General features: G+C 52.0%; 21 protein-coding genes. 4 read left to right on the top strand and 17 right to left on the bottom strand.

Annotated elements, in window-relative coordinates:
• Window position 1: 1 nt before the first annotated feature.
• From hscA to trmJ, 7 genes are all read right to left on the bottom strand, one after another.
• Complete coding sequence (gene hscA / locus P0Y67_RS03595) at window positions 2-1855, bottom strand: Fe-S protein assembly chaperone HscA (protein ID WP_342390772.1); 1854 nt, start codon at window positions 1853-1855, stop codon at window positions 2-4.
• 39 nt (window positions 1856-1894) lie between these two features.
• Window positions 1895-2410, bottom strand: a complete 516-nt coding sequence (hscB, locus tag P0Y67_RS03590; RefSeq protein WP_120511499.1) for a co-chaperone HscB — start codon at window positions 2408-2410, stop codon at window positions 1895-1897.
• Window positions 2411-2491: 81 nt separating this feature from the next.
• Window positions 2492-2815 carry an iron-sulfur cluster assembly protein IscA gene (iscA, locus tag P0Y67_RS03585; protein WP_027252961.1) on the bottom strand — a complete coding sequence of 108 codons (324 nt, stop codon included), beginning with the start codon at window positions 2813-2815 and terminating at the stop codon, window positions 2492-2494.
• Window positions 2816-2835: 20 nt separating this feature from the next.
• Entirely contained in the window at window positions 2836-3222 is a 387-nt protein-coding gene (gene iscU / locus P0Y67_RS03580) for a Fe-S cluster assembly scaffold IscU (RefSeq protein WP_046218868.1), read from the bottom strand.
• Window positions 3223-3254: 32 nt separating this feature from the next.
• Entirely contained in the window at window positions 3255-4469 is a 1215-nt protein-coding gene (locus P0Y67_RS03575) for an IscS subfamily cysteine desulfurase (protein WP_342390771.1), read from the bottom strand.
• A 31-nt stretch (window positions 4470-4500) separates the two neighbouring features.
• Window positions 4501-5007, bottom strand: coding sequence for a Fe-S cluster assembly transcriptional regulator IscR (gene iscR / locus P0Y67_RS03570; protein WP_237793943.1), 507 nt, complete (start codon window positions 5005-5007; stop codon window positions 4501-4503).
• 109 nt (window positions 5008-5116) lie between these two features.
• Window positions 5117-5851: a tRNA (cytosine(32)/uridine(32)-2'-O)-methyltransferase TrmJ gene (gene trmJ / locus P0Y67_RS03565; protein ID WP_342390770.1), complete on the bottom strand. Its 735-nt coding sequence runs from the start codon at window positions 5849-5851 to the stop codon at window positions 5117-5119.
• Between the two features lie 200 nt (window positions 5852-6051).
• Between trmJ and suhB the strand changes: the two genes are divergently transcribed.
• A complete protein-coding gene (gene suhB / locus P0Y67_RS03560) occupies window positions 6052-6852 on the top strand; it encodes an inositol-1-monophosphatase (RefSeq protein ID WP_342390769.1) in 801 nt (266 codons plus the stop codon).
• Between the two features lie 134 nt (window positions 6853-6986).
• Here suhB and secF read toward each other — a convergent pair whose 3' ends face one another.
• From secF to P0Y67_RS03525, 7 genes are all read right to left on the bottom strand, one after another.
• Window positions 6987-7934, bottom strand: coding sequence for a protein translocase subunit SecF (gene secF, locus P0Y67_RS03555; RefSeq protein ID WP_342390768.1), 948 nt, complete (start codon window positions 7932-7934; stop codon window positions 6987-6989).
• A 12-nt stretch (window positions 7935-7946) separates the two neighbouring features.
• Entirely contained in the window at window positions 7947-9791 is a 1845-nt protein-coding gene (gene secD / locus P0Y67_RS03550; protein ID WP_342390767.1) for a protein translocase subunit SecD, read from the bottom strand.
• A 25-nt stretch (window positions 9792-9816) separates the two neighbouring features.
• A complete protein-coding gene (yajC, locus tag P0Y67_RS03545; protein ID WP_342390766.1) occupies window positions 9817-10152 on the bottom strand; it encodes a preprotein translocase subunit YajC in 336 nt (111 codons plus the stop codon).
• Between the two features lie 21 nt (window positions 10153-10173).
• On the bottom strand, window positions 10174-11301 hold the full coding sequence (gene tgt / locus P0Y67_RS03540) for a tRNA guanosine(34) transglycosylase Tgt (RefSeq protein ID WP_342390765.1): 1128 nt from the start codon (window positions 11299-11301) through the stop codon (window positions 10174-10176).
• Between the two features lie 202 nt (window positions 11302-11503).
• The gene (queA, locus tag P0Y67_RS03535; protein WP_342390764.1) at window positions 11504-12556 is read right to left on the bottom strand and encodes a tRNA preQ1(34) S-adenosylmethionine ribosyltransferase-isomerase QueA; all 1053 of its coding nucleotides are present in this window, start codon (window positions 12554-12556) and stop codon (window positions 11504-11506) included.
• Between the two features lie 89 nt (window positions 12557-12645).
• Window positions 12646-13755, bottom strand: coding sequence for a S1 family serine peptidase (locus tag P0Y67_RS03530; protein WP_342390763.1), 1110 nt, complete (start codon window positions 13753-13755; stop codon window positions 12646-12648).
• Between the two features lie 226 nt (window positions 13756-13981).
• On the bottom strand, window positions 13982-15139 hold the full coding sequence (locus tag P0Y67_RS03525) for a S1 family serine peptidase (protein ID WP_342390762.1): 1158 nt from the start codon (window positions 15137-15139) through the stop codon (window positions 13982-13984).
• Window positions 15140-15465: 326 nt separating this feature from the next.
• On the opposite strand from P0Y67_RS03525, the gene P0Y67_RS03520 reads away from it, so the two are divergent.
• On the top strand, window positions 15466-16083 hold the full coding sequence (locus tag P0Y67_RS03520; protein ID WP_342390761.1) for an acyl carrier protein phosphodiesterase: 618 nt from the start codon (window positions 15466-15468) through the stop codon (window positions 16081-16083).
• 217 nt (window positions 16084-16300) lie between these two features.
• Here P0Y67_RS03520 and aceA read toward each other — a convergent pair whose 3' ends face one another.
• The 3 genes from aceA to P0Y67_RS03505 form a co-directional block, all read right to left on the bottom strand.
• Window positions 16301-17608 carry an isocitrate lyase gene (aceA, locus tag P0Y67_RS03515; RefSeq protein WP_337114156.1) on the bottom strand — a complete coding sequence of 436 codons (1308 nt, stop codon included), beginning with the start codon at window positions 17606-17608 and terminating at the stop codon, window positions 16301-16303.
• 170 nt (window positions 17609-17778) lie between these two features.
• On the bottom strand, window positions 17779-19380 hold the full coding sequence (gene aceB, locus P0Y67_RS03510) for a malate synthase A (RefSeq protein WP_446728793.1): 1602 nt from the start codon (window positions 19378-19380) through the stop codon (window positions 17779-17781).
• A 621-nt stretch (window positions 19381-20001) separates the two neighbouring features.
• Entirely contained in the window at window positions 20002-20898 is an 897-nt protein-coding gene (locus tag P0Y67_RS03505; RefSeq protein WP_337114158.1) for a hydrogen peroxide-inducible genes activator, read from the bottom strand.
• A gap of 130 nt (window positions 20899-21028) precedes the next feature.
• On the opposite strand from P0Y67_RS03505, the gene P0Y67_RS03500 reads away from it, so the two are divergent.
• A complete protein-coding gene (locus P0Y67_RS03500; RefSeq protein WP_027252976.1) occupies window positions 21029-21631 on the top strand; it encodes a peroxiredoxin C in 603 nt (200 codons plus the stop codon).
• A 164-nt stretch (window positions 21632-21795) separates the two neighbouring features.
• The gene (locus tag P0Y67_RS03495; RefSeq protein ID WP_342390759.1) at window positions 21796-22548 is read left to right on the top strand and encodes a copper homeostasis protein CutC; all 753 of its coding nucleotides are present in this window, start codon (window positions 21796-21798) and stop codon (window positions 22546-22548) included.
• The last annotated feature ends 47 nt before the right edge of the window (window positions 22549-22595 follow it).

Raw genomic sequence — 22595 nt, 5'->3', positions numbered from 1 at the left:
CCTAAACCTCATCAATCGATTGACCGGCCAGTGCCTCCCGAATGGATTTATCCATACGGCGTGCGGCAAATTCCTGGCTTGCTTTATCAGTTTTCTTAATACCGGCTTCAATCGCACGCGGGTCTTCCCCCTGACGCAATTGAACCAGCTCCATCATGGCGGTTTCCAGTGCTTCGCGCTCTTGTTTCGACAGCAGTGTCTCGCCATCGGCAGCCAAGGCCGCAATCAGCCCTTCCAGCACCCGATCCGCCTCTACGCGCTGCTCAGCCAGTGCACGGGCATCTTTATCTTCGCGAGCATGTGTCATCGAATCGCGAATCATGTTGGCAATCTCGTCATCCGTCAAACCGTAAGACGGTTTGACCTGAATGGAAGATTGCACACCAGAGCTTTTTTCCATCGCGGTGACCGACAGCAGCCCATCCGCATCAACCTGGTAGGTCACGCGTACATGTGCCGCGCCTGCGGCCATCGCAGGGATGCCACGCAGGGTAAAGCGGGCCAGTGAACGGCAGTCTGCGACCATTTCACGCTCACCTTGCACCACATGCACAGACATTGCCGTCTGGCCGTCTTTAAAGGTGGTGAATTCCTGCGCGCGGGCAACCGGAATCGTGGTGTTACGGGGAATGATCTTTTCGATCATGCCGCCCATGGTTTCAATGCCCAGTGACAAGGGAATCACATCCAGCAGCAGCATCTCAGCATCGGGTTTATTGCCGGCCAGAATATCGGCCTGGATTGCCGCACCGATAGCGACCACTTTATCAGGGTCAATCGATGTCAGCGGTGTTTTGCCAAAGAATCCACCCACCATCTCACGCACCAATGGTACGCGTGTTGAGCCGCCGACCATCACGGTTTCAATCACTTCATCAAGTGCGATACCCGCATCTTTCACCGCCCGGCGGCAAGACATCAGCGTCTTTTTCACCAGCGGCTGAATCAGGGCTTCAAACTGAGTTCGGGTAATTTGACCCTGCCAGCCCAGCACGTCAATCTCAGCACTGTCGCAATCGGTCAGAGCCACTTTGGCGTCTGTGGCCACATCCTGCAGTGCACGGCGCTCGGAGGCTGTCAGGATGTCACTGTGGCCACTCTGGGCCAGAATCCACTCCGCCAGCAGATGATCGAAGTCATCGCCACCCAGTGCTGTATCACCACCGGTTGCCAGGACTTCAAATACGCCTTTAGACAAACGTAAAATTGAGATATCAAAGGTACCGCCGCCAAGATCATAAACGGCAATCACACCTTCCTGACCCGAGTCCAGACCGTAGGCAATGGCTGCTGCGGTGGGTTCGTTCAGTAAACGTAATACCTTGAGGTTGGCCAGTGACGCCGCATCTTTGGTGCAGGCGCGCTGGGCATCGTCAAAGTAGGCAGGAACCGTAATCACGACACCTTCCAGTTCGCCGCCCAAGGTCGCTTTCGCACGCTCAGCCAGGGTTTTCAGAATATCCGCAGACACCTGAACCGGATTGACCTTACCGCGGCGGGTCAGCAGTTGCGGTAAGCCTGACTCTGATGCCTCAAACTGATAAGGCAAATTAGGGTAACGTTGCTGAATATCGGTCAGCGAGCGTCCCATCATGCGTTTGACGGAAATAATGGTATTCGCAGGATCCTGCTGAGCCAGTTTTTTGGCTTCGTCGCCAACGAGAATGCTTTGCTCATTATAATGAACAACAGAAGGTAGAATTGACTTGCCTTGCTCGTCGGGCAGGGTCTCAGCCACGCCACTACGCACAGCAGCAACGAGAGAGTTGGTGGTTCCCAAGTCGATACCCACCGCCAGTTTGTGTTCGTGCGGTGCAGCGCTTTGACCAGGTTCAGCAATCTGTAACAGTGCCATTGTCCTTCCTGTGGGCTTTAAGCTGGTAAGTAAATAAAATCAGTCGAACAGCGTCTCTTCCAGACGTTCGACCTCGACTCGCAGCTTTTCGATGAATTTGAGTTTACGTACTGCGTCTGCTGCTGGTTCCCACTCGCCGGCTTCCAGCAATTGTTTCAACTCACTGAGTTGGGCTTTGTGCAAACTGACTGCCTGCTGATCAAAATCAAACAGGGCGGACTCAGGGTCCTCAGCGGAAGGGATCTCTTCCAAAGCTTCACGCAGTTCCATTTGCTGCATCAGAAATTCAGGATCCTGCAAGGTCTGCTGCTCGGCGCGAATATCAACGCCGTTTTCCGCCAGCATATACTCAGCACGAGTCAACGGATTTTTCAGGGTCTGGAATGCGTCATTGATGTGAGCAGCTTTTTGAACGGCCATCAGTCGATCGCGCTCAGAAGCTGTAGCAAAGTTATCCGGATGAAAACGTCGCTGCAGGTCGCGGAAACGTGTGGCAAGAAGGCTACCGTCCAGTTCAAACTGGAAAGGCAGGCCAAATAGTTCGAAATGATTCATATGGCGTCTGATATCGGTTTACAAGCAAGAGGCGCGAAACAGAATGCTCGCGCCCAGGCAATGTCTCGCCGTCAGCGAGTATTAAACGTTGAAGCTTTCACCACAACCACATTCGCTCGACACGTTAGGGTTGTTAAATTGGAAACCTTCATTCAGTCCTTCTTTGACGAAATCCAGCTCTGTCCCTTCCAGGTAAACCAGGCTTTTGGCATCGACGATCACTTTAACGCCGAATTGCTCAAAGACCTCATCGCCCTCGTCGATATCATCAACGAACTCAAGGACATAGGCCATACCAGAGCATCCGGATGTTCGGACACCCAAGCGCAGGCCTAAACCTTTGCCCCGATTTTCCAGGAAAGCCGCAACACGGCTCGCTGCAGTTTCAGTGATGGTAATGGCCATGAACAACAACCCTTATTTCATTAATTGCTTTGATGTTTCTTTTTGTAATCGCTAACAGCGGCTTTAATGGCGTCTTCAGCCAGAATTGAGCAGTGCACCTTCACTGGCGGCAGCTCAAGTTCTTCAGCAATCGCTGAGTTTTTGATCGATGCTGCTTCGTCTAAGGTCTTGCCTTTCACCCACTCAGTAATAAGTGAGCTGGATGCGATAGCAGAACCGCAGCCGTAGGTTTTAAAACGTGCATCTTCGATAATGCCTTCATCAGACACTTTGATCTGCAGTTTCATTACGTCGCCACATGCTGGCGCGCCAACCATACCGCTACCGATATTTTTATCGTCTTTATCAAATGAGCCCACGTTTCGCGGGTTCTCGTAATGATCAATGACTTTGTCACTATATGCCATGGTAATTTCCTCGAATTCGTGAAGACCGCAACTTAGTGGTGTGCCCACTCAACTGTGTTCAGGTCGATTCCCTCTTTGTACATATCCCAAAGCGGTGACATCTCACGCAGTTTGTCTACTGCGGTACGGATCTGCGAAATTGCGTAGTCTACTTCTTCTTCTGTCGTGAATCGACCAAAAGAGAAGCGGATTGAACTGTGAGCCAATTCATCATTCAGGCCCAAAGCACGCAGTACGTACGAAGGCTCCAGACTGGCCGATGTACAGGCAGAACCGGACGAGACCGCCAGATCTTTCAGTGCCATCAGCAGTGACTCACCTTCAACAAACGCAAAGCTGATGTTCAGATTGTTAGGAACACGCTGCTCCAGATCACCGTTGACTGTCATCGCTTCAATGTCTTTTACACCTTCCAGCAAGCGGTTACGCAGAGCCAGAGCATGCTGACGGTCCAGATCCATATCTTCTTTCGCGATACGGAAGGCTTCGCCCATACCGACGATTTGATGGGTAGCCAGAGTACCGGAACGCATACCACGCTCATGACCGCCACCGTGCATTTGTGCTTCCAGGCGGATACGTGGTTTACGACGCACATACAGTGCACCGATACCTTTAGGACCGTAAACTTTGTGCGCAGACAGGGAAATCAGATCAACTTTCATTTCCTGTACATCAATCGGCAGCTTACCGGCAGACTGAGCGGCATCAACATGGAAAAACACGCCACGTTCGCGGCAGATTTCACCAATTGCGGTAATGTCCTGAATCACACCGATTTCATTGTTCACATGCATAATGGAAACAAGAATGGTGTCTTCGCGGATGGCGTCACTCAGCTTAGCCAAATCGATCAAACCGTTTGACTCAGGCTCCAGGTAAGTCACCTCGTAGCCTTCACGTTCCAGCTGACGGCAAGGATCCAGAACCGCTTTATGTTCTGTTTTACAGGTAATGATGTGCTTACCTTTTTTGCCGTAGAAGTGCGCAATACCTTTGATCGCCAAGTTATCAGATTCTGTTGCACCTGAGGTAAATACGATCTCACGTGGGTCCGCATTCAGCAGGTCTGCCACTTGCTCACGGGCATTATCAACCGCTTCTTCAGCCTGCCAGCCAAAACGGTGGGAACGGGAGGCCGGGTTACCGAAGTTACCGTCCATTGTCATGCATTGCACCATTTTCTCGGCAACGCGTGGATCTACAGGGCAAGTAGCGGAATAATCTAAGTATATTGGCAATTTCATCTTCATCTCCAAAAACACGGGCCGCTGGGCGCTAGGAGCGAACATCGACACCTATAGTGGCGCTGTCGTGTGTATTCTTATGTCCAAAAGACGACTTCTGAAGGCGCTGGTCCTGGCGGTCTGACACCGTCAGTACGTCGTTGTCCTGCATCAGTTCACCGAGCGTAATATTGTTCAGAAAGTCACTGATGCGCGCGCTGAGGTCATGCCACAGGGTATGAGTCAGACAGCGTACGCCGCCCTGACAATCCCCTTTACCGTGGCACTTCATGGCATCGACCGATTCGTCGACGGCCGCGATCACAGTACCGACAGCAATTTGATGCGCCTCTTCGCCCAGTCGGTAACCACCGCCCGGACCACGCACGCTGGCCACCAGGCCGGCTTTACGCAAGCGAGCAAACAATTGCTCCAAATAAGACAGTGAAATCCCCTGACGCTCTGAAATATCAGCCAGAGGTACTGGACCGTCCTGAGAATGCAGCGCTACGTCCAACATGGCCGTGACTGCATACCGTCCTTTTGATGTCAATCTCATAACACACCGCTACCTACTCGAATCTATGGCAGCAGTGTCGCATACCCGACTAAAATGGTCAAGTATATACCTGACTAATTTAGTCAGGCATTATCTGTACGTTAAATAACTACTTTTTCTGTCCGGCGAGGGATTTTTGTACCGATGACAGCACACCGCGCAGGATATTCAGCTCCTGCTCTTCGGGTCTGGCGCGCACAAACAGGCGCCGTAATTTTGCCATCACCATGCCGGAGCGGCTGCTGATGAACTGTGTCTGCTCCATGACGTCATACAAATGGTCAAAGAACTTTTCCAGTTCCATGGTGCGCGGGTATTCAGGCAAACTGTTATCGGCAGGAAACGCTTGAGATTCCTTATCCAGATAGGCCATACGCACTTCATAACTGATCGTCTGCACAGCCATCGCCAGATTCAGCGAACTGTACTCCGGGTTAGCGGGAATATACACGTGGCAGTGGCACTTTTGCAGCTCTTCGTTGGTCAAACCAGTACGTTCACGACCAAACAGCAAGGCAACCGGGTGAGCCGGCGCTTCCTCAATGGCTTTAATGCCACACTCGCGGGGATTGAGCTGCGGCCATTCCAGACTACGGGAACGGGCGCTTGAACCGACCACCAGGCCGCAATCGGCAATCGCTTCATCCAGGCTGTTAACAATGCGGGCGTTTTCGACTACATCTGCCGCGCCGGCAGCCAGTGCGATAGCCTGGCCATCAATTTCACAAGCGGGCTCGACCAGAACAAGCTGGGTCAACCCCATCACTTTCATCGCTCGTGCCGCTGAGCCTATGTTGCCTGAATGTGATGTGCCCACCAGCACCACGCGGATTTGATCTAACATGACGGCCTGTTTTCCAACTCTGATTCCAAAACCGGGGGATTTTAGCACAGCCTTCTGTAAAGTGGGGAAAACATTGTAAGCGAAGCCTGGCAGCCAATTCCGATCTTACGCTGGATAAAAAATCACCACTTCCTTTTTACTCAGGCTCTGATATACTCGCCGCCGCTTTTTAGTTCTTTAACATCCGTTGGGAAGATCCTATGCATCCGATGCTAAATATCGCGATCCGTGCTGTCCGTAAAGCCGGTGACCATGTCGCTAAGTCTTTAGAAAAACCGCAAAGCATTGAAGTAAGTAAAAAAGGCAACGACGTTGTCACTAATATCGATCACGAAGCAGAAGCTATCATCATCGATACCATTCTGAAGTCTTATCCTGATCACTGCATCGTCGGTGCAGAGTCCGGCACCAAAGAAGGCCGCGACAAAGAATGCCAATGGATCATCGACCCAGTGGATGGCACCAATAACTTCGCCCGCGGTATTCCGCACTATGCGATTTCTGTTGCCCTGCGTATGCGCGGCCGTACTGAAGTGGCCGCTGTTTACGATCCTGCCCGTAACGAACTGTTCACCGCAACCCGCGGTTCTGGCGCACAGCTGAACAGCCAGCGCATCCGTGCTTCTCAGCCACGTAATCTGGCCGGTACGGTTCTGGCAAGCAGCCTGCCTTTCACTGCCAAACAACACTCTGAAAGCTACGCCAAAATTCAGCAGGCAATGTTTGTTGAATGTGATGACATGCGTTTGTCCGGTTGTACTGCTTTGGATCTGTGCTACCTGGCCGCCGGCCGTGTAGACGGTGTGTTCAAGCTGAGCCAGAAGCCTTGGGAAATGGCAGCCGGTGAGCTGATTGCCCGTGAAGCTGGTGCCATCTGTACCGACTTCACCGGTAACACCAATTACCTGACCTCTGGCAACATAGTTGCAGGGAATGTGCGCGTCGTGAAGCCTATGCTGGCGAAAATCCGTGAACACGGTAGCGAAGCACTGAAAAAATAATACTGCACTGAAAACCACTGCCTGTACGGTGGTTTTCAGCAGCCACACAAAAAGCCCCGGCAATCAGATTGCCGGGGCTTTTTTACGTCTTCAGCCAACGTTTAAGGGCGGAATTTAACCTGCCCCAATCGCCATTACGGCATGGCGTCGAATTCTTCGCCTTCTTTTTCCACTTTTGGCGGCATCAGGTGCTCACGGGTAATACCCAGTTTCAGCGCCAGTGCCGAAGCGACATAGATAGAAGAATAGGTACCGACGGTAATACCGATCAGCAGTGCTGTGGCAAACCCGTGGATCATAGTGCCGCCTTTCATAAACAGGGCGATCACCACGAACAAGGTGGTCCCTGAAGTGATCAGGGTACGGCTCAGGGTTTGAGTAACAGAGTTATTCATCACCTCTGCCGGGCCACCTTTACGCATCTTGCGGAAATTCTCACGGATACGGTCAAACACCACTATGGTGTCATTGAGTGAATAACCGACAACGGTCAGCAGCGCGGCGACAATCGTCAGGTCGACCTCAATTTGCAGCAGTGAAAAAATACCAATAGTAATGATGACATCGTGAGTCAGGGACAGTACCGCACCGGCGGCCAGACGCCACTCAAAACGCATGGATACGTACAGCAGAATACAGATCAGTGAGACCAGAATTGCCAAACCGCCCGCTTCTGCCAGCTCATCACCGACGTTCGGGCCGACAAACTCAATCCGGCGCATTTCGACATTCTGGTGCGTACCTTCACGGAGGGCATCCAGGATCTGATTACCCAGGGTTTCACCCGCCACGCCTTCACGCGGCTGGAGACGCACCATGACATCACGGGCCGTACCAAAATTCTGAACAATGGCATCGCCAAAACCGGACGCTTCGAGTGAATCACGAATCTGGCCCAAATCCGCAGGCTGCTCAAAGCCCACTTCAATCAGGGTACCACCGGTGAAATCCAGCCCCCAGTTCATGCCTTTAGTGACAACAATAGCAATGGAAGCAATGATCATCACTGCAGACAATACAAAGGCCAGCTTCGACCAACGCATAAAGTCGATCACTTTATCCGCTTTCATTAATTGAAACATGTCAGCGTCTCCTTAGATCGACAGTTTATCGATGCGCTTACCGCCATACAGCAGGTTCACCAACATACGGGTGCCCACGATAGCCGTAAACATAGAGGTCAGAATACCGATAGACAGCGTCACCGCGAAGCCTTTAATCGCCCCCGTACCTACCGCAAACAAAATGATAGCGGTGATCAGCGTGGTGATATTGGCATCAGCGATAGTGCTGAACGCATTGGCGTAACCTTGCTGAATCGCCTGCTGCGGGCTGCGACCATCGCGCAGCTCTTCACGAATCCGCTCGAAGATCAGCACGTTGGCATCCACCGCCATACCCACTGTCAGCACGATACCGGCAATACCCGGCAAGGTCATAGTGGCGCCCGGAATCATGGACATCACACCAATGATCAATACCAGGTTCATCGTCAGCGCCAGGTTGGCAATCAGACCGAACTTGCGGTAGTACAGCAAAGTGAACAACATCACGGCGACCATGCCCCAGATACAGGCCTGGATCCCCATGTCAATGTTCTGCTGACCCATAGAAGGACCGATAGTGCGCTCTTCCACAATTGAAATTGGCGCGATCAGTGCACCGGCACGCAACAGCAGTGCCAGGTTATGCGCTTCAGCCTGGCTGTCGATCCCGGTAATACGGAAATCACGTCCCAGCGCAGTCTGAATGGTTGCCTGGTTAATCACTTCTTCGTGTTTTTCCAGAATCACTTTACCAGCCGGGGAACGCTTGCCGCTGTCTTTATATTCAATGAACAGCGTTGCCATCAGCTTACCCACGTTATTACGGGAGAAAGCTGTCATTTTATTGCCGCCTTCGCTGTCCAGCTTGATGTTCACCTGAGGGCGACCATATTCGTCATTGCTGGATGTGGAATCGGTAATGTGTGAACCTTCAAGGATCACCCGCTTTTTCAGCACCACAGGATTCCCGTCACGGGAGGTTTTCACCTCACTGCCTGGCGGTACACGTCCTGCAGCGGCGGCTGCTAGATCCACGTTAGTATCCACTTCACGGAATTCCAGGGTTGCGGTGGCACCCAGAATTTCTTTGGCCCGTGCCGTATCCTGTACGCCCGGCAGTTCCACAACAATGCGGTTAGCGCCCTGACGCTGAACCAGTGGCTCTGCTACACCCAGTTCGTTAACCCGGTTACGCAGAATAGTAATATTCTGAGCAACGGCATAGTTACGAATTTCCTGCATCCGCGCTTCAGTGAAGCTGGCGGTGAGTGCAAAGCCACTGCCTTCAACGAACAGCATGTCCGGGTGCGAAGCCGACAGTGTACGTCTGGCTTCTTGTACTTGCTCGTCGTTACGAAGCCGGATTTCCACCCCGTCGCCTTTCACTGAAATCGCACGGTAACGGATACGGGCTTCACGCAGCTCAGTACGGAAAGTGTCTTCTTGCTGACCCAGCAGTTTATCCATCGCAGCATCCATATCCACTTCCATCAGAAAGTGCACACCGCCGCGCAGGTCCAGGCCGAGTTTCATTGGGGTGGCGCCGAGGCTTTCCAGCCAGGCAGGAGTAGAAGGTGCCAGGTTCAGAGCAACAACATAGTTATCGCCAAGAAATTGATTCATTAAATCGCGGGCACTGATTTGCGTCTCAGTGTCTTTGAAGCGGACCAGAATAGCCCCGTTTTCGAATGCGACAGATTTGTAGGAGAGTTTATCTTGATTAAGCTGCTCGGTAACTTTATCCAGCGTGGCCATTTCTACCGAGGCGCCACGCGCCCCGGAGATTTGAATCGCTGGATCTTCACCGAACACATTGGGAAGTGCATAGAGCAAACCGATGAGCAGTGCGAACACCACCATCAGGTTCTTCCACAAGGGATACCGGTTTAACACTGAGAAGATCCTTCAAAGCCATAAATTACAGTGATTTCATTGTGCCCTTTGGCAGAACGGCAGAAACAAAATCCTTTTTGATGGTAACTTCAGTTGTGTCGTTCAGTGCGATCACAATGTAGTCATTTTCCGCTGAGACTTTAGTGATCTTACCCACCAGGCCGCCGTTGGTCAGCACTTCATCACCTTTGCCCATCGAAGACATCAGGTTTTTGTGCTCTTTCACCCGCTTGGCCTGCGGACGGTAGATCATGAAGTAGAAAATTACAGCAAATAGACCCAGCATGATAAACAGCTGCATGCCGCCACCTTGTGGAGCGCCTTCTGCTGCTGCATGTGCCTGAGAAATAAAAAGACTCATTTATTCACGTCCTCGTTATAGTTAAACGTTTTTTAATGGTGGAACTTCGCGGTCCCGGCGCGCGTAGAACTCTTCTACGAATGCGTCGAAACGATCTTCTTCAATCGCCTGACGAATGCTTTCCATCAAACGCTGATAGTAGCGTAAGTTGTGGATTGTATTAAGGCGTGCACCCAAAATTTCATTACATTTATCCAGATGGTACAGATACGCCTTCGAGTAATTGCGACAAGTGTAACAGTCACAGTGCGGATCCAGTGGACTTGTATCCGTTTTATGTTTCGCATTACGGATCTTGATCACACCGCCGGTCACAAACAGGTGGCCATTACGGGCATTACGGGTTGGCATCACGCAGTCGAACATGTCGATACCGCGGCGCACACCTTCAACCAGATCTTCAGGTTTACCGACACCCATCAGGTAACGCGGCTTATCTTCCGGTAATTTCGGACAAGTATGCTCCAGCACACGGTGCATATCTTCTTTCGGTTCGCCAACGGCCAGACCGCCCACAGCGTAGCCGTCAAAACCGATCTCAGTCAGGCCTTGTACCGATACGTCACGCAGATCTTCGTATACGCTGCCCTGTACGATACCGAACAGGGCATTCTTATTACCCATTTTATCGAAATGGTTGCGGCTGCGTTTTGCCCAGCGCAGTGACATTTCCATCGATGTCTTCGCTTCGTCATGCGTTGCCGGATAAGGCGTACATTCGTCGAAAATCATCACCACGTCTGAGCCCAGATCGTACTGAATTTCCATCGACTTTTCGGCATCCATGAAAATCTTGTCACCGTTGACCGGGTTACGGAAATGCACCCCTTCTTCGGTGATTTTGCGGATATCACCCAGGCTGAACACCTGGAAACCGCCTGAATCGGTCAGGATCGGGCCTTTCCACTGCATGAAATCATGCAGATCGCCGTGCAGCTTCATCACTTCCTGACCCGGGCGCAGCCACAGGTGGAAAGTATTACCCAGCAGGATCTGTGCACCTGTGTCTTTCACTTCTTCCGGCGTCATGCCCTTTACGGTGCCGTACGTGCCCACAGGCATGAATGCCGGTGTTTCTACCGTACCGCGTTCAAAGACCAGACGGCCGCGACGTGCACGTCCCTGGGTTTTATCTAATTCAAATTTCACAAAGCCTCCAAAAGCCAGAGAAACAATCTGACGTTAAGTAGATGCAAAAGGCCCGTCGCCTGATGCACTGCAACCCCAATCAATCAGGATCGCGAACTGTCCGGCCCAAGACCAGACAGTGATATTGAGTAAAAGTTCAGTTATTCAGGCTGCCGCGCCAGAGTTCACGCGCACAGCCGGATATTGGCGCAGCGCAGCAGATTCAGCCCTGACGCCGGGCGATGAACATAGAATCCCCGTAGCTGAAGAAACGGTAACTGTGTTCAACCGCCTGCTGATAAGCACCCATGGTGTTTTCATAACCGGCAAACGCACTCACCAGCATGATCAGGGTGGATTCCGGCAGGTGGAAATTGGTGATCAGCACGTCCACCAGCTGGAACTCGTAGCCAGGGAAGATGAAAATATCCGTGTCGCCAAAGAAAGGGACCAGATCGGTGCCGTTCTTCAGGGCACCCTGAGCCGCACTTTCCAGCGAGCGAACAGAGGTGGTTCCCACCGCAATCACCCGGCCGCCACGGGCGCGGGTGGCCTGAATCGCATCAACCACCTCTTGCGGGACTTCGACGTATTCCGCGTGCATATGGTGATCATGAATATTATCGACCCGGACTGGCTGGAAGGTGCCGGCACCTACGTGCAAGGTCACGAAGGCAAACTCGGCTCCTTTTGCCTTGATATCCGCCAATAGCTGTTCATCAAAGTGCAGCCCGGCAGTCGGAGCCGCCACGGCGCCCGGTTTGGCATTATAAACCGTTTGATACCGCTCTTTGTCTGCTTCTTCGTCCGGGCGGTCGATATAAGGCGGCAAGGGCATGTGGCCAACCTGCTCCAGAATCTCCAGTACCGTCAGCGCACTGTTGAAGCGGATTTCAAACAAGGCATCATGGCGGGCAACCATTTCGGCTTCAAACTCGTCGTTTTCGCCCAACAAGAGTTGGGTGCCTGGTTTGGGTGCTTTAGAAGCCCGAACGTGAGCCAGAATGCTCTTATCATCAAGCAGGCGCTCGACCAGCACTTCCAGCTTACCGCCACTGGCTTTACGGCCGAACATACGCGCCGGGATCACCCGGGTATTGTTAAAGACCAGCAGGTCACCGGGACGCACCAGATCCAACACATCTCTAAACGATTTATGCCACACATCACCGCTGTTACCGTCCAGTTGTAACAGGCGGCTGGATGAACGCTCCGGCTGCGGATAACGTGCAATCAGTTCATCGGGAAGGTCAAAGTGAAAATCTGAAACTTGCATTTTTTAGGCCCTAACTTACAGCAGGCAGCTAGTATAGGCCGCCACACTGCAATATCAAGCCCGGAGAAATGTTATGAAATGATTTGTTATCAGCCTTTCTTGCGCGAACGCCACAGAAGCAGGCCGACGAGTCCCAGCAGCCATGCCAGCGAATAGCTTCCCCCGCTGTCATCGCTACCGCTGCTCTCTACCCGAAACTGTTCCAGCCCCGCATTACTGTAGTCTTTCAGAAAAGGATTCACGCTAAACACAGCAGCCGGGTTGGGATTGAAATCGCTACCAGCGACAGCGGCTATCCAGTCAAGGTAGGAAGGAACCTGGGTATAGACTCCGGGCAGATTGCCGGCACACCCTTCACCGAAGCTCACCAGCCCCAGCAGGCGCAGACCAAAATCCGGATCACTGCTGGCCTGCGGATCCTGCCAGACTAGCGGGCCGCCTGAATCACCAAAGCAGCTGTCGCGGGATAAATTAGGCGACGGGGGGGAGGCGCAGACAAAAATACTGTACACCCCGGGATGCACCGAACTCCCCCACAAGTTGTCACAGACCCGGTCGGGAACGCCAGACAATACCGTTTGTTGCAGTTGGGTTGAACCCGCGGCATCCGGATCCGGTGTCACACTGCCCCACCCCGAAATCAGTAAATTGGCTGGGCGGTTGCTGTTTGCCACCCAGGTATTGGCAAATTCCGCATCCGCCCGGTTCTGGGTCGGGACAGACGCTATCTGTATCGGGATCGCGGTTTCCGGCAGATCCAGACTCAGGCGGATGATGGCAATGTCATTGTTAAAATTACTGCTGTTGTAACTGGGGTGCACATTGATGGCGCTGACAGGTGCAGCATTTCTGCCTGTCGCACTGAATACCGAGGTAATACCGGCCCAGACTCTCACACGCAGGGGAGTGGCAATTCGGCCGCCATTAACAATGCAGTGCGCCGCTGTCAGTATGATGCGAGGAGCAATCACCACACCGCCACACAGGTACACTTCGGTGCCGTTATCAGAAAAATCAATATTGATAAACGCCTGCCAGGGGATATCTCCCGGCACAGCGGATATACCACCGATAATTCTGGTTGTTGGCGCGTATTGCTCTGCCTGGGCAGGCGACTCATCAGCCTTTGCCTTCGCCAGCCCTGACACAAAAAACAGGAAAGCCAGCAATAACAGGCTGTTAGTTATGGGGGCTTTCATAACTGCTACCCTCATGATTTACAGTCGCTTAATTATAATTCTCACTGTTATTGCGCCATTGTCACTTATTGAGAATTTGGACGGATAGTTCACGCCGAGGACAAAGCTGGCAGAGTGGCATCAGGCGCAGGAGGGATAAGCAATCAATGCCCTTGATAATAAAACCATTTTACGAGCCAGTTGTTAACACGCCGCTCTGATGCTGAGCGTGCGGAACGGCCCTTGTTCAGCGTTCCCTGCCCTGACTTCTGCGCCACCAGAGCATTCCCAGCAGCGCAATCATGCCTCCTGCCGTTACGCTCCCGCCTGATCGGCTCGCCATAGCATTACTCAGTGCACTGATAGCTTTGTCTTGGTTGCTGTCATTGCCTGTCCCTGGTGTCCCTGCTGGACTTTCGGCATTGAGGGTAAACGGGTTAAATGCAAAAACAGAGTCCGGGTAAAAGTTAAAACCCTCTCCCGCTATCAAGGCAATCCAATCACGATAATGGGAAACCTCAGTATAAACAGCAGGGAAATCCGCTCCGCATTCCGTCCCAAAGCTGACTAAGCCCACCAGCCGAAAACCCAGATCACTATCGGCACTGGCCTGGGGATTCTGCCACACCAAAGGACCACCGGAATCGCCCTGACAAGTGTCACGCTTAAGCGCAGGATCTGGTGACATCGCGCACACAAACATCGCACTCTGGGACGGTTCAACCACAGGGCCCCACACCTGTTCGCAATAATCGTCCGGCACACCCGCAAGCAACACATGCTGTAACTGCCGGGCTACAGTGGCCCCGGGCTCGGTTGAGGTCAGGCCCCATCCGGACACCAGTAAATTCTGACCGCGTTGGCTGTCGGGCACAAAGGTATTGTCAAATGCCGTATCGGCCTGCTGCTGTTCACTCACAGTGGCCAGCCGGATGGGCTGAGCGCCTGCCGGAATATCCTTGCTCAGGCGCAGCAAAGCAATATCATTGATAAAAGTCTCTTCATTAAAACCCGGATGCAGAGCAACAGCTGTCACCGGCAGGGCATTGAAATCAGTCACAGAGTCGGTCGAGGTGATACCCGCCCAGACAAAGATCTCATCTTGCTGCGCTGTGACTGAGCCTTCGGTAATGCAATGTGCGGCTGTCAGTACGGTATTCTTATCTATGATGACGCCACCGCACTGAAAGACATCAAGGCCGTCATTGCCGGCGTCAATATATACCAGTGCCTGCCACGGAATATTTTCCTGATATGTCGGGTTACCGCCGATGATCCTGGCTATCGGTTCAGTACGGGCTGATGCACTGGCTTGCGGCGCTTGCTGTTCGGCCATTACAACGCCTGAGATCAGCGACAAGGCCAGCACTGTGGTTAACGGTATGACTGAAAAGGTGTTCATCATCTTTCCTCGCTCCCTGGGCAAAAGCATCGCAGCAAAAGGGTTACATCGGATCTCATGAATCGATTAATGTGACTCAGGTAATACGACTCAGCTAAGGCGACCAAACAGCTTGCTCTCTCTAAGGATATTGGCGTTTTAGCGCAAAAAGTCAGCGATAAACAAAAGAGTTCAAAAAGTATTACCTGTGCCTCAAAATGACTGCATCATTGTGTTTCACTCTACACTGTATCTGATACTGCACGCTGTCACTGCGCTGTGACCCGGCATTGCTGCTACAGTGTCAGACTCGCTCTTATCTCACGGCAACTGATGTTGAACTCACTACTATGAACTTCCTGGCACACCTTCACTTGGCTGATCATTGTCAGAGTCATCTGGCGGGCAATTTGCTGGCCGATTTTGTTCGCGGCGATCCCTACCGGCAATATTCACCAGAAGTAGCTGCGGGTATCCGGTTGCATCGCTTTGTCGACGGCTTTATTGACAGCCAGCCTGAAGTCAGAGCCTGGCGCAGGGCGTTTCCGCCGGACATCCGCCGGGTAAGCGGCATCGCCCTGGATATGATCTGGGATCATTACCTCGCCCGCCACTGGCACAATTTCCATGACTTACCTTTACCCGTATTTGTTCAGCAGGCGCGTAAAGAAGTTGAAGGCTTTGCAGGAAAGGAACCGGAACATTACCGGCAAATGACGCAACACATGTGGCAGCAAGAATGGCTGATTCAGTATCAGCAGGCTGCCAGTATTCATCAGGCATTGGAACGCATGGCAATTCGCCGCCCGAAATTGAGTTCGCTGGCTGAATGTCCGCCTTTTCTGGCCGGGCATTATCAGGAGCTGGAGCAGAGCTTCTTCATTCTCTATCCAAGGCTGATGGATGCATCCCAAGCATTCTGGCGGGAGCACAAAACGGTGTTGCTAGGGCCGGAGTCAGCAGAATAAAGGTAAGCAGAAAATACCGAATAGAAATCTCAGAAAAGAAAAAGGGGAGCCAGAGGCTCCCAAGGCGATAACAATTCGTTAAGTGAAAGCGTTATCAGACTCAGGCTTGACGTGAACAAGCCTGGTCACAGTCGATAACGTTAATCGCAATCCCCTCTCGGGTAACAGCTGCGAAACGGTCTTACTAGGATAGATTGCTTATTGCCGGTCAATTCAATCAGAATTGATCTTCTTCAGTTGAACCTGTCAGCGCAGTCACAGAAGAGTTTCCGCCCTGAATGACGTTCGTCATCTTGTCGAAGTAGCCAGTACCCACTTCCTGCTGGTGCGCTACAAAGGTGTAACCCTTCTCTGCCGCCGCAAACTCAGGACGCTGTACTTTCTCAACATAATGGCGCATACCTTCACCCTGAGCATAAGCGTGGGCCAGCTCGAACATGTTGAACCACATGTTGTGAATGCCCGCCAGTGTGATGAACTGGTACTTGTAACCCATGTCAGACAGCTCTTGCTGGAACTTGGCAATCGTTTCAGCATCCAGATTCTTCTCCCAGTTGAAAGAAGGTGAGCAGTTGTAGGCCAGCAGCTGATCCGGGTATTTAGCATGGATAGCTTCTGCAAACTTACGCGCTTCTTCCAGACAAGGCGTCGCTGTTTCACACCAGATCAGGTCAGCATACGGGGCATACGCCAGACCACGGGCGATAGCCTGATCGATACCGGCACGAACGCGGTAGAAACCTTCCTGCGTACGCTCGCCGGTAATGAAGTCGGCATCGTACGGGTCGCAGTCGGAGGTCAGCAAATCGGCAGCGTTGGCATCGGTACGGGCAATCACCAGCGTCGTTGTGCCGGAAACGTCAGCCGCCAGACGGGCAGCAATCAGTTTTTGTACCGCTTCTTGGGTTGGCACCAGGACTTTACCGCCCATATGGCCGCATTTTTTCACCGAAGCCAGCTGATCTTCGAAGTGCACACCGGCAGCTCCTGCGTCAATCATGCTGCGCATCAGCTCGTAAGCATTCAGCACACCACCAAAGCCGGCTTCCGCATCTGCAACGATAGGCAGGAAGTAATCAATGCCGCCTTCTTCCGGGCTTTTGCCGTTGGCCCACTGAATCTGATCAGCGCGGCGGAAAGAGTTATTAATGCGCTTGACAACCGCTGGCACAGAATCGACCGGGTACAGGGACTGATCCGGATACATGGATGATGCCGTGTTGTTATCAGCAGCCACCTGCCAGCCTGACAGATAAATCGCTTCAATTCCCGCTTTTGCCTGCTGAACGGCCTGGCCGCCGGTCAGCGCGCCAAGACAGTTCACATAGCCTTTCTTGGCAGAGCCGTTCACTAATTCCCACAACTTATCAGCACCGCGCTGAGCCAGTGTGTTCGCCGGTACGACCGAACCACGCAGATTAACCACTTCTTCCGCAGTATAAGTACGCTTAACATGTTTCCAACGTGGGTTCTCCGCCCAATCCTTTTCAATGGCTTCGATCTGTTGCTGGCGAGTCAGTGTCATAATAAATCCCTCGTATTATGTGACGATATTTCGCAAAATCTGGACGTTCTGCGCTTCAGTTCTACTCAGTTTTCTTGGGCTTCCTCTGCCCGGGCTACGCCGGGCAGTACTTGCGCACTATGTGCTTATTGTTGTGTGTTACAGTTCCGGTTTGAATGCTTGCTACACTGTTATTCCAGGTATTCATAACCAGGCAGTGTCAGGAAGGTGACCAACTCATCACTGGTGGTCAGGCGCGCCATCATGGCAGCCGCTTCCTTAAATTGTCCTTTGCTGAAACGCTCAGTACCGATTTCCTGCTCCAGGACTTGCATTTCTTCGTCCAGCAGCTGTTCAAACAGTGCTTTGGTAACTACCTGGCCGTTACTCAGCGTTTTTCCGTGCTTCATCCATTGCCAGATGGAAGCACGAGAGATTTCAGCAGTAGCGGCATCTTCCATCATGCCGTAAATCGGCACACATCCGTTGCCTGAGATCCAGGCTTCGATGTACTGCACCGCAACACGAATGTTATGGCGCATGCCCTCTTCAGTCCGTTCGCCGTCGCAGGGTGCCAGCAGTTCAGCCGCGGTGATCGGTGCATCCGTATCACGCGTCACATCCAGCTGGTTTGAACGTGCGCCCAGGCACTTATCAAAGACTTCGCGGGCGGTATCGGCCAGCCCCGGGTGGGCCACCCATGTGCCGTCATGGCCGTTATTGGCTTCCAGCGCTTTATCGGTCTGGATCTTGTCCAGTACCCAGGCATTTCGCTCGGCATCCTTGGAAGGAATAAAGGCTGCCATGCCTCCCATCGCAAACGCGCCGCGGCGGTGACAGGTTCTCACCAGCAAACGTGAGTAAGCGTTGAGGAAAGGTTTTTCCATGGTCACCACCTGACGATCCGGCAAGATACGATCCGGGTGGTTACGCAGTGTCTTGATATAACTGAAGATGTAATCCCAGCGGCCACAGTTCAGACCCACAATGTGCTCTTTCAGGCTGAACAGAATTTCATTCATTTCAAACACCGCCGGCAGCGTTTCGATCAGCACAGTGGCCTTAATCGTGCCTCGCGCCAGGCCAGCCTGATCTTCGGCAAAGCTGAACACATCGCTCCACCAGGCCGCTTCCTGATAAGCCTGCAGTTTAGGGACATAGAAGTACGGCCCGCTGCCGTTTTCCAGCAATTGCTTATGGTTGTGGAAGAAATACAGGCCAAAGTCCAGCAGCGCGCCCGGAATCGGCTGACCATTCCAGAAGAGGTGTTTCTCCGGCAGATGCAAACCGCGGACGCGACAGATCAGTACCGCAGGGTCCTCTTTTAATTCATACACTTTCCCTGTGTCAGGGTGGGTGTAGGAAATAGTGCGGTTCACCGCATCACGAAGGTTGCGCTGGCCGTCAATCACTGCACTCCAGGCGGGAGCAAAGGAATCCTCGAAATCCGCCATGAATACTTTGACATTGGCATTGAGTGCATTAATCACCATTTTGCGATCAACAGGACCTGTGATTTCCACACGGCGATCCTGCAGATCAGACGGAATGTTCTGAATCGTCCAGTCGCCTTCACGGATATCCCGGGTGTCAGGCAGGAAGTCAGGTAACTGCCCGGCATCAATAGACTGCTGACGAACTTCACGCGCTGCCAGCAGTTCCGGCACACGGGAAGCAAATCGACTGACCAGTTGCTCCACAAAAGCCATTGCGTCATCACTCAGGATGTCTCGCTGTGATTCTGAAAGCGGTGCGGCCAACGTCAGCTGACCAAACTGGTGGTGATTTTCCATACCCATTTATGACTCCCCATTTACCCAAATCAGCCAAGTGTAACTAAATCACGACTTAAACAATGCATCGGCTGATTTCCATCATAGACCACTTTCGGCCTCAACATGGCTATTACGTTGCCTTAACAAATCGGAAAAGGCAAACCCACCCAAAAAGCAACAGAATCTCAAAAACAAAACAAATTATTAAAAATCAATGATTTACAAAAAATAGAGCTATTACTCAAAACACTGAATTAAAACACTTTAAGGCGATATATTCGGTTTTTAACTTCCAGTCTGTTTCCCAGCCAAAAGTGTAAAGTATTACGTAATTAAATTACCAATTAACACTAAATTAACAATTGAAAATATGCCGTTTTAAACAAACAAAAACAGCAAGACGGGCTGTAACGCACTCAATCTACATACATTTATAGACAAGATTTGGCAGAGTCATACATTGGAGGAATAATTTTGCGTGCATGACAGGGAATTGTTTTACAGGACGAAACAGAAAAAACCTACAAAATGAAGTACTTGGCAAAACGCTCAAACAGAACAAAGTATCAAGAAAATCACAGCTCAGCAGAATATTTCACCAAAAAATAAAAACATGTCTGCTGAGCGTCCTGAATGTCGTTAAAGCAGCTCTGTGACTATCTCTGCCAGGCATTGAAAAGTGGGGATACGGCTGGATGTCGGTCGCCAGACCAGGCCTATTTCACGATAAGCAGCCTGCCCTGGCGGATCTAAAATCACCAGATCCGGGCTATCGACCAAGCCATGCTTGATCGCCATGTGCGGAATAAAGGTAGAGCCAAGGCCATTCGATACCATCTGTACCAGGGTATGCAAGCTGGTCGCCGCAAACGGGTTGATCTTTTCTTTGCTGGTCAGCTGGCACGCCGACACTGCATGGCCGGTGAGGCAATGTTCTTTCTCCAGCAGAAAGACAGATTCATCCGGTAAATCGGCATAGCGCAGCGGAACATTCACCTTCGAGGCCTGATTTTTACTGATCACCATCTTGAAGGGATCGCGCCCCACTATCTGACTGTGCATGCCGCTGATTTCAACCGGGAGTGCCAGTATCAGCACATCCATGTCGCCATTGCGTAACGCGCTCAGCAGATTGTCCGTGGTATCTTCGCGCAGTAAAAGGTGGAGCTGCGGATGCCTGCGATTCACCGCCTGCACTAAATCGCCCAGCAAGAAAGGGGCAATGGTCGGAATACAGCCGAGCCTGACCTGACCGGCCATCTGGTCCTCGCCGCTTTTCGACAGCTCCATCATATCCTGCGTTCTTGCCAGCAGTTCACGACTACGGACCACGACTTCTTCACCAGTGGAGGTAAAGACCAGGGCTTTGTTATCCCGTTCAATCAGCTGGCAGCCAACCAGATCCTCAAGATTCTGAATCCCAGAGCTTAATGTCGACTGGCTGACGAAACACTGTTTGGCCGCTTCACCAAAATGGCGGGTTTCATAAAGTGTCACCAGATAATGGAGTTGTTTCAGAGAAGGAAATTTGCTCATCGTATTTTTCGATTGTAATAATCTATTTATTCCACTTTTTTCAATGTAGCACTTTCGCTATAGTGTGTCCTGATTTATGAAGGAACTGCCCTTACGGGGTGGTACACATTCCAATATTAGGAGCACCAATATGGTACTAGTAGGTCGTCAAGCACCTGATTTCACAGCTGCTGCAGTTCTGGGTAACGGTGAAATCGTTGATAACTTCAACTTCAAGCAATTCACTGAAGGCAAAAAAGCGGTTGTTTTCTTCTACCCGCTGGACTTCACTTTTGTTTGCCCATCTGAGCTGATCGCTTTTGACAAGCGTTTTGCTGATTTCCAAGCGAAAGGCGTTGAAGTTATCGGTGTATCGATCGATTCTCAGTTCTCTCACAACGCATGGCGTAACACTGCTGTTGAGAACGGCGGTATCGGCCAGGTTAAATACCCTCTGATTGCTGACGTTAAGCACGAAATCTGTAAAGCTTACGACGTTGAGCACCCAGAAGCCGGCGTTGCTTTCCGTGGTTCTTTCCTGATCGACGAAGAAGGTGTTGTTCGTCACCAAGTAGTTAACGACCTGCCTCTGGGCCGTAACATCGACGAGATGCTGCGTATGGTTGACGCGCTGAACTTCCACCAGAAAAACGGTGAAGTTTGCCCGGCACAGTGGGAAGAAGGCAAAGCAGGCATGACTGGTTCTCCAGAAGGTGTTGCTGCTTACCTGTCTGAGCACACTGCAGACCTGTAATCCAGCCTTGAGCTGAATTATACAGCCTTGAGCTGAATGCATAGCCCGGCCACAGTGCCGGGCTTATTTTTGTCCCAATTTCAGCACTGAGATTGATCAGACACTTCGACAGCCTTCCTCTCTCCGTTTACACTCTGCCAAGGTTTACTGAACAAGGCATCCTCATGTCCGCATTTCCCCTGACTCATCTTGAAGTCTGTATTGACAGCATTGAATCACTGCACAACGCGCAACAGGGCGGTGCTACCCGTATCGAACTGTGCTCATCGCTGGCCCTGGGCGGCCTGACCCCCAGCGTCGGTTTAATGCATCAGGCTGCCCGCATCGCTAAGGTGCCCGTCTATGCCATGATCCGTCCCCGCCAGGGCGACTTTCTGTTCTCCGGCGAAGATATGGAAGTTATGCTGGCAGATATACATGCCGCCAGACAAATAGGCCTTCAGGGCGTTGTGATAGGCGTGCTGACAGCGCAAGGCAAAGTGGACACCGCACAGCTGAGCGAGCTGATGAAAGCGGCTACAGGGCTGGGGGTCACTTTCCACCGGGCTATTGATCAATGCGACAACTACACTGAAGCGCTTGATGCCATTATGGGCGCAGGTTGCGAACGCGTTCTGTCTTCCGGGCTGCAATCCACGGCGCTGGAAGGGGCTGAGACACTGGCAGACATGGTACGCTATTGCGGCGATCGCCTGAGCATCATGGCCGGTGCAGGGATTACCGCCAGCAACGCCGCTAAAATTGTCGCGCAAACCGGAGTGAAAGAGTTACACCTGTCGGGCAAAACGACACGGCCAAGCCTGATGGAGCATATCGCCGCGGGCGCCCACATGGGCAGTCAAGACGTCGACGACTACGCCATTCCGGTGACCAGCAGTGATAAGATCGCCGCGGTGGTCACAGCACTCAAATACTGAGTGCACGCTCGCTCCTGCTCAGGAGCGGGCCCAGCCATTTCACCATC

The sequence above is a fragment of the Photobacterium sp. SP02 genome (assembly GCF_038519165.1).
In the GTDB taxonomy this organism is placed as follows: domain Bacteria; phylum Pseudomonadota; class Gammaproteobacteria; order Enterobacterales; family Vibrionaceae; genus Photobacterium; species Photobacterium halotolerans.
The sequence above is the reverse complement of the archived record's forward strand: the minus strand, read 5'-3'. Positions and strand labels throughout refer to the sequence as shown.